The 8,500-nt window shown below is 42.1% G+C and carries 6 protein-coding genes; 4 read left to right on the forward strand and 2 right to left on the reverse strand.

The features are described from left to right. Nucleotides 1-105 precede the first annotated feature (105 nt). Nucleotides 106-2,706, reverse strand: a complete 2,601-nt coding sequence (locus DD657_RS13935) for a putative LPS assembly protein LptD (RefSeq protein WP_287050498.1) — start codon at nucleotides 2,704-2,706, stop codon at nucleotides 106-108. 173 nt (nucleotides 2,707-2,879) lie between these two features. Between DD657_RS13935 and DD657_RS13940 the strand changes: the two genes are divergently transcribed. The 4 genes from DD657_RS13940 (at nucleotide 2,880) to DD657_RS13955 (ending at nucleotide 7,681) form a co-directional block, all read left to right on the forward strand. Next, the gene (locus tag DD657_RS13940) at nucleotides 2,880-4,013 is read left to right on the forward strand and encodes an N-acetylmuramoyl-L-alanine amidase family protein (RefSeq protein WP_021987359.1); all 1,134 of its coding nucleotides are present in this window, start codon (nucleotides 2,880-2,882) and stop codon (nucleotides 4,011-4,013) included. Between the two features lies 1 nt (nucleotide 4,014). Continuing rightward, nucleotides 4,015-5,205 (forward strand): MlaD family protein, encoded by a 1,191-nt coding sequence (locus DD657_RS13945; RefSeq protein ID WP_287050502.1) that lies wholly within the window; start codon nucleotides 4,015-4,017, stop codon nucleotides 5,203-5,205. A gap of 380 nt (nucleotides 5,206-5,585) precedes the next feature. Then, nucleotides 5,586-7,010: a chromosomal replication initiator protein DnaA gene (gene dnaA / locus DD657_RS13950; protein ID WP_068688836.1), complete on the forward strand. Its 1,425-nt coding sequence runs from the start codon at nucleotides 5,586-5,588 to the stop codon at nucleotides 7,008-7,010. Nucleotides 7,011-7,084: 74 nt separating this feature from the next. Further along, nucleotides 7,085-7,681 carry an IMPACT family protein gene (locus DD657_RS13955; protein WP_287050505.1) on the forward strand — a complete coding sequence of 199 codons (597 nt, stop codon included), beginning with the start codon at nucleotides 7,085-7,087 and terminating at the stop codon, nucleotides 7,679-7,681. On the opposite strand, the gene DD657_RS13960 is transcribed toward DD657_RS13955, so the two are convergent. After that, nucleotides 7,665-8,276 carry a thymidine kinase gene (locus DD657_RS13960; protein WP_021987355.1) on the reverse strand — a complete coding sequence of 204 codons (612 nt, stop codon included), beginning with the start codon at nucleotides 8,274-8,276 and terminating at the stop codon, nucleotides 7,665-7,667. The genes DD657_RS13955 and DD657_RS13960 overlap by 17 nt on opposite strands. Between the last annotated feature and the right edge of the window lie 224 nt (nucleotides 8,277-8,500).

The raw sequence follows: 8,500 nt of genomic DNA on the forward strand, positions 1-8,500 counted from the left end.
CGAAAATATGAAACGTGTGGAGGTTATCATTCACACGTTTTTTTATTTTGACATAAAGGCGCGATGCCATTTGTTCTTACCGGAGTAAAAGCCGTATAAGTCCGTTTATCTGTTATAGAAATTGCCGGTATCGTACCAGGATTCTTTTTTCGTTAGTTTGAGGTCTTTCAATAAGCTTGAGCGTACGTTGATTTGGAAGTTGTATGACTGGTGAGTACCGAACGGGATACAGGAAAATGTCATATCCCAGCAATGCAGGTCGCGGGTGATATTGAAACTGGTAGCTGTCACTTCATGGTTACCGAAATCGTATCCCGTAGAGAAACCGATTTTCATTTTTGGAGTCAGCGAAAAATCACCGTTGATACGTAACATTTGTGAAAGGGTGCTGCTCGAAAGGGCTTTTGTGGCACCTTCTGCCGAGTTTTTAGTCCAACTTTTCGAATAGTTCAGTGTGTAATCGATATTGAACGACCAGGGTACGTCGAAATCGGTGTACCGGTCATAAAATCCACCTACCAGGTCGTTTTTCTCTTCTTTGTTTTTGCCGTTGTCGGAAGAGAACTGTATGCCGGTAGAAGCCGTGACGCTTTTGAGACGTCCGAGTCCACCGTTATAGCGGTTGATTTTCGTTCCGTTGACGTTGACGGCATAGGGATCCAGAGTTGCGCTTACGTCCAGGTTGATTCGGTTGTTGAACAGTTTGGTGCGGGCATTCAATTTGATATCACTCCAGTTTAGGGAATCCCTGAACATGTCGTAACTGGTGGCGATACGGAAACTTTCCAGTAGCTTTATCTTTTTAAATTCGTCTTCGCCGGTCGTATCCTGGTCGTTTCTGACCTTCATTTCCACATTGTTGTCCAGGCTTAAGTTGATTGTACCGGAAGATTCCAGCGTACCGGTGGGGGTACCGTATATACCGTCTTCAAATATGGAATATTCCTGTGCCTGATTATTCTGGTCCAGATATACCTTATGATATTTGCTTTTTTTTACGCCCATTTTCGGAGAATAGGCAACGGATATACTCGGGCGGATTACATGGCGGATAGCATGTATCTTGCTGTTCGGTTTAAACATAAACATACCGTAGATCGTCGGGTTATAAGCCAGTGATAACGATCCGCTGTAATTGTGGGCATAATGTAACCCATAGGTCGTATCCTTTTTTACATAGCCTCCGGCTGCATAAGAGGTATCGCTTACCCAGGTTTTTTCGATGGCATGCAGGTATAATACACCGTTATAAGAAAAATTCGGGGTCAAGGATACGTCTTTGATCAGGTTGATGGTCGTACTCAACGGTATCGAATGCTTGAAACCGTTTTGCCAGTCTTTTGCCAGGGATGATTTAAACAGCAGATCTTCTTTTGTTTGTATGCTGTTTCGTAATTCCGCCGTATAAGAGGTGGCAATGTTATCGTACCATTTCAGATTACTCGATTTTCCTTTTTTCCGGAACGGGTAAAACTGGCTGACCCGGAAATTGACATTCGGAAAGGTCAATGAAATCGAAGAGTCGCGGCTATTTTGGTTGTGATTGAATGCTGCCGTAAGGCTGAACGGTTTTTCCGGCCATTTTTTACTCCAGGATATACTCGACTGTTTACGTTGGTTGGCAATATCATTGATATTAGTGGAGTTGTAATAGTTGTTGTTGGCTGAAGACATATCTACCGATGCAGAAAACGTGCTGTACGGATTGGCTTTAGCATCTTGCGAATGGGTCCACCGGATCGACCAGTCGCTGGATTGGGTATAGTCCGGCATACCTTTTTCGCTGGTATGGTTGCGGCTCATCGTAAAATTGAGATTACCGCTGTATTTGTATTTTTTACGGTAGTTGGATATTACGTTCAGTCCCCACGAGCCGTTGGTATATATATCTCCGGTCAAAGACAGGTCAATGTAATCACTGATCGCAAAATAATATCCGCCGTTTCTAAGATTAAAACCACGCATCCGTTCATCTCCATAGGTGGGCATGATAATACCCGAGGTTCCTTTTTTGGTAATGGGAAAGAAGCCGAACGGGATAGCGAGCGGAAGAGGAACATCTTCGATAACCAGGTTTGCCAGGCCGGAGATCACTTTTTTATCCTTTATCATTTTGGCCCGTCGCATATGAATATAGAAATGCGGATGATCGTGCTGGTCACAAGTTGTATACCAACCGTCTTTCACACAATAAATCGAGTCGGACATTCGTTTGGTCAATTTGCCCTGTACATAGCCGTCGCCTTCCTGGGTAATGATTTCCTTGACAAATCCTTTTCCCGTTTCAAAATTGTATTTCAATTCTTTGGATTCGAACTCCTGACCTCCGTCTTTAAATTTCGGAGTACCGATCAACGTACCTGACGTATCAGGCATCCCGGATGCGAAAGCCTGTTTCTTATCCATGTCCAATTCAATGAATTGGGCATTTAATTCGGTTTTTAAATACTTGACGTTTGCATTTCCGTACAGATATACTTTTTTTTGCTCGATAGAAAAACGGATGGAATCTTCGGCATCGTAAGAGATGATATCTTTAAAAAGAGGTTTGTCGGGTTTGACCGAATCTCCGCTGACCGTATCGACCCGTATCGTGTCGCTTACGACGACTAAGGTGTCGGCAGGGGGTAGGGAAAGAGGCCGTAGAAGGTGTAAGGAGTCGGCTTTCTCTTGTGCAGAAAGTATTGAGAAAGAAAATGTTGTCATTATAAAAATGAAACACACCTTAATAAATTGGTATATATATTCTCTAATTTGCAATTTATTGTATTATTTTTGTATTGAATATAATTGCCGTTTTACTTTCTGTATTCGGAGGGCAAATGTAAGAAATATTGATTGTTAATACTCACGATTCTTTTTAAAAAGTTTTAAATGTCATGATAATTCGATACGGGGCGGGTTGGTTTTTGTCGGTATTTTTGTTTTTTATCCTTTCATTAAGTGCTGTTGCTCAGGCTGATTTGGGCAAAATTCGTTGCGTTTGCATTGACGCGGGGCATGGCGGAAAAGATCCCGGTTGTGTCGGATCAAAGAGTTATGAAAAGAATATTACCCTGAAAGTGGCTTTGGAAGTGGGGCGGTTGATCAAGGAAAAAGTGCCTGATGTAAAAGTTGTATATACCCGGCAAAAAGATGTATTTGTCCAATTGGGAGACCGGAGTAAATTTGCTAACGACCAGAAAGCTGATCTTTTTATCTCCATTCATGCGAATGCCGTAAAAGAACGTTCGGTACGCGGAATTGAAACGTATATACTCGGTTTACACAAGACGGAGGCGAATTTGAAGGTGGCTATGCGCGAAAACTCGGTAATCAAATACGAGGACGATTATACGGTGAAATATGCCGGTTTTGATCCTTCCAATGCAGAGTCTTATATTATTTTTTCGATGATGCAGAGTCTGTATCTCGGCAAGAGTCTCGAGTTTGCCGGATTGGTACAGGAAGAATTGATCAAGAGTACGGCAAAGAAGGATCGCAGTGTGCAACAGGCAGGGTACTTGGTTTTGAAGGATGTAGCAATGCCGGCTATTTTGGTGGAATTGGGATTTTTGTCCAATCCGGAGGAAGAAATTTTTTTAAATTCGTCTGCCGGACAGCGTAAGATGGCCAATTCTATTGTGACGGCTTTTATTCGCTATAAGGCACATGTCGAAAGAAACAGCGCTATTTTGAGTCAGGCCGGAACCGAAGATTCAGAGGAGGTTTCTGTACCGGATGAAAAAAAGAATACGGTGGTTCCGACCGATTTTTTCTATGCGGTGCAAGTCGCTTCGGCGGGTGCAAAAATCAAGGAACCGGCTAAGTTGTGTTCTTCTTTTTCTGTTTGTGAAATACATACCGGTGATCGCTACCGCTATTATGTCGGTGCGGCACAAAGTTTTGATGACGTGAAGAAAAGTTTGGGGAAAGTTCGTAAAATTGTAAAAGATTGCTTTATAATAGCCGTACATAAAGGAAAATTAATTAAGATTGCGGAGGCACGGGAAATAGAAAAGAAATTGAAATGATATGAAAATAAGGAAGGAAGTGAAGTTGGCCATAACGGCTATTGCCGCAGTGGTTATCCTGCTTTGGGGCATTAATTTTCTGAAAGCGAAAGCCTTGTTCGACCGGAACAATATGTTTTATGGGGTGTATGAACGGGTGGACGGACTGAAGGTATCCAGTAGTGTTGTATATAGAGGATATCACGTGGGACAGGTAAATGCCATCCGCTTTATCGGGAAACGTTTCGACCGGGTATTGGTGCAGTTTTCAATAGGAAAAAATCTGGAAATCCCGGCTAATTCGATAGCGGCTATACAGAGTACTGATTTGATGGGCTCGAAAGCTATCAATATTATACCGGGGAATGCTCTTGCTTATGCCAGTAGCGGAGATACGTTGAAAACCCAAATAGAGTTGGGGTTGATAGAGCAAATGAATAAGCAGATACAACCCCTGAAACTGAAGGCTGAAAATATACTTTCTTCCCTCGATTCCGTATTGACCGATATACAGGAAGTATTTAACAGCAATACGAAAGGGAATATTGAAAAGAGTTTGCAGAGTGTACGGAATACATTGTCGAATGTAGAGCATGCTTCTGCTGGACTCGACCAGTTGATTACAGGGCAATCTTCACAAATTGCCTCGATATTGGAGAATGTCAATAGCATATCAGCCAATTTGCGGGAAAATAACCATAATATCTCCCGGGGTATCGATAATATCGTCGTTATTTCCGACTCGTTGCGGAGTGTAAACCTGAACCAAACGGTACATCGTCTTAACGGTATATTGGAACAGCTCGATTCGATTACCCGGAAAATTAACCGGGGAAAAGGAACGTTCGGAGAGATGGTCAACGATGACGATCTGTATTATAATCTGACAGCCGTCAGTGAGAACCTGAATAAGTTACTGGTCGATTTCAGGTCTGATCCCAAACGGTTTGTTAATTTGTCCCTTTTTGATTTCGGCGGATCGGGAAAACAGGGGAAAGACAATTATGGAATTGCCATTTATGAATCGGAGAAGCCGCTTCCGCTGACAGCCGAGTTGTATCTGAAATATCCTGATTTAAAGGAAATTAAACGTCACGGGCGTTTCTTTTATTTGATTGGAAGCTATGCTACTTTGAAGCGGGCAGAGAAGGATTTGACTATTGTTAATAAAGCTTTCAAAGATGCATTTATTGTTAAAATATCACAAAACTAATATGTAGAACGCTTCTAAATAGGATCGTTTTAAGGGAGGGATGTAGTTGACATAATGTTGTAACGAAACTTATTTTTATGTCAAATGTTGAAGCGTTCACTCACCTTCTGCTTTAATATTTTAGGCAGGACAATCCCGTATAAATTTTGAGTCTGTTTTCTTGTATTATATAAGAAAATTTTCTTTAAAATAATCTTGGATTTTGTTTATATATAACTGATAATCAGTTATGTGTATCTAAATCACTGATAAATAAACCTTAATGGCTTTTTATAAAAAATCAAATAAAAACCGATTTTTTTTTGTTGGTTTTTTTTTGGAAATTAGCGTTCCCAAAACAGAGAAGAAGAGTATAATATATATATCTGTATAACAGAACTATGGAAAAAGATTGTAAAATAATTTGGTCGAAATGTTTGAAGTTGATTGAGGAGCAGTTGCCGCCCAAAACATACAAGACATGGTTTGAGCCGATACGTCCTTTGAGGTTCAAGGAGGGGGTGTTGACGATACAGGTAGCGAGTAGCTATGTTTACGAATGCCTGGAAGAGCGTTTTATAGATATATTGCGCAGTTCTTTGAAGACAGTGATCGGTCCGAATGCCAAGTTGGAATATTCGGTTGTTGTTGAGAATCAGCCTAAAAAGCCGTTATCAGTTACCATGTCTTCATCGCCTGAGAAAAAACCGGAAGCGAATACCATTTATCTGAACAATCAGATTTCCGGCGGATTGAAAAATCCGTTCGAACGGAATGTGAGCCGTTTACAGATCGATTCTCAATTGAACCCGGCTTATACAATGGAAAGTTTTGTTGAAGGCGGCTGTAACCGTTTGGCGAAATCTGCCGGTATGGCTATCGGACAGAATCCGGGAGGAACCGCTTTTAATCCTTTGCTGATATACGGTGGTTCCGGATTGGGAAAAACCCATCTGGCACAAGCCATCGGACTGGAAGTAAAGCAAAATTTTCCGGAGAAGATCGTATTATATGTATCTACCAATCTTTTTCAGACACAGTTTACCGAAGCCGTACGAAAGAATGAAATCAACGATTTTCTGCATTTCTATCAGTTGATAGATGTATTGATTTTGGACGATATTCACGAGTTGGCAGGCAAGACGGCTACGCAGAACACTTTTTTCCATATATTCAACCATTTGCAGCAACTCGGAAAACAGTTGATACTGACTTGTGATAAGGCTCCGGCTGAGTTGAGCGGGATTGAAGACCGGTTGCTGTCCCGTTTTAAATGGGGGTTGTCCGCAGAAATCAAATCGCCGGATTTTGAAACCCGTAAAGAAATTGTATTGTACAAGGCAAAGAAAGATGGTATTGAATTTTCTGACGATGTGATTGCCTATATTTGTAAATTTGTAAATAACAATGTCCGGGAGCTCGAGGGAGCGATGATTTCTTTGCTGGCGCAGGCTACCTTTAATAAAAAGGATCTGACGGTTGAGCTGGTCAGGGATATTTTGGGTAAGATGGTTCGGAAACAGGCAACCGAGGATTTGACGGTCGATAAAATTCAGCAGGTGATATGTACTCATTTCCATATCGAGCCGGAAGCTTTGCAGGCGAAGACCCGGAAGCGGGAAGTGGTACAGGCGCGTCAGTTGGCAATGTATTTTTGTAAGAATTATACGAAAGCTTCTTTGTCGTTTATCGGAAATCAGATCGGCAAAAAGGATCATGCAACGGTATTGTATGCCTGTAAAGCTGTTACCGATCTGATGGAGACTGATAGAAAGTTCCGTATAGAAGTGGAAGAGATTCAGAAAAAATTGTATTGCAGCAATTGATCGGAAAGTATAAATGAATTAACGAGGGGTTAGAGTTTAGTCCGGGACTGAATTTTAACCCCTTTTTTTAAGCTATGGAAGATGTCTACAAAACGATAGAAACTCCGGCAGAGGGATTATACAAGGAGAAGGGCAGTAAATTTATCGCATTGGCTTATCCCGTCCGTACAGAAGAAGCTGTAAAGGAAATCGTGGGGGAAATCAAAGTCAGGTATTACGATGCCCGCCACCACTGTTATGCGTACCGATTGGGTGCCGATAAGAAAAAATTCCGGGCGAATGACGACGGAGAGCCCTCTTCTACGGCGGGGAAACCCATTCTGGGGCAGATTCTTTCCTATGATCTGACAGATATCCTGATTGTTGTCGTGCGTTATTTCGGCGGAATAAAATTAGGGGTTTCCGGTTTGATCAATGCCTACCGGGCTGCTGCTGCCGATGCTATCGGTCATGCCCGGATCGTCGAGAAAACCGATGACGAGGTTTTTCGTATTAAATTCGACTATACCGTTATGAATGAAGTCATGCGGGTGGTAAAGGAAGAAGAACCGGAAGTCATGTCCCGTGATTTCTCTATGGAATGCCGGATGACGTTATCTATCCGTAAACAGAATGCCTCCCGTTTGAGTTCCCGCTTACAGCAAATAGAATCCCTTAGTTTTGAAAATTGAGTTTTCCGGCTTCACTTTTCTGCTTCTGTTCCTCGTTTTTCGCTTTATTGAAACAATGTCTGCATAAAGGCTCGTAGGTGTCTTTTTCCCCCAGCATAACCAGCCGGTCGTTGGCTGTAAGGCGATGGGAATGCTGTGCGATGTTACCGCAATGTACACAGATGGCATGCACTTTGGTTACATATTCTGCAATAGCCATGAGTTGTGGCATCGGCCCGAAGGGTTTTCCCAGGAAATCCATATCCAATCCGGCTACGATGACCCGTATACCGCTGTCGGCCAGTTTTTGACAGACCGCCACAATGTTGGCGTCGAAAAACTGGGCTTCGTCTATTCCCACGACATCGACCTCTCCTGTGAGCAGTAAGATATTTCCGGAATTTTCTACAGGGGTGGAGCGGATTGAATTGGCATCATGCGATACAACTTCCTCCTCCGAATACCGGATATCAATTTTCGGCTTGAAAATTTCCACCCGCTGTCGTGCAAATTGCGCCCGTTTCAGGCGCCGGATCAATTCTTCCGTCTTACCTGAAAACATCGATCCACAGATCACTTCTATCCATCCCGCTTTGCTGGCACTTTCCAAAAACATCTTTTATTGAATTAATCTTATCCCCGGCAAAAATATAAAAATCCCCATATTCGGGCAATGAAAAGAATTGATAAAATCCGTTTATTTATGAACAGTTTTGTCGTCTGATATACTGTAAGATATAATAAAATGTAAAAAATTACAGATAAAATTTGCATTTTCCGGATTTTCCCCCTATCTTTGCACCCGCAATTAGGCAAAAGACTGATTCGCTAGCTCAGTAG

The organism is Culturomica sp. (assembly GCF_003524185.1).
GTDB lineage: Bacteria > Bacteroidota > Bacteroidia > Bacteroidales > Marinifilaceae > Culturomica > Culturomica massiliensis.

Coding starts and splice junctions, on each gene's coding strand:
- DD657_RS13935 (WP_287050498.1), bottom strand. CDS start 2,706: ATGACAACATTTTCTTTCTCAATACTTTCTGCACAAGAGAAAGCCGAC.
- DD657_RS13940 (WP_021987359.1), top strand. CDS start 2,880: ATGATAATTCGATACGGGGCGGGTTGGTTTTTGTCGGTATTTTTGTTT.
- DD657_RS13945 (WP_287050502.1), top strand. CDS start 4,015: ATGAAAATAAGGAAGGAAGTGAAGTTGGCCATAACGGCTATTGCCGCA.
- dnaA (WP_068688836.1), top strand. CDS start 5,586: ATGGAAAAAGATTGTAAAATAATTTGGTCGAAATGTTTGAAGTTGATT.
- DD657_RS13955 (WP_287050505.1), top strand. CDS start 7,085: ATGGAAGATGTCTACAAAACGATAGAAACTCCGGCAGAGGGATTATAC.
- DD657_RS13960 (WP_021987355.1), bottom strand. CDS start 8,276: ATGTTTTTGGAAAGTGCCAGCAAAGCGGGATGGATAGAAGTGATCTGT.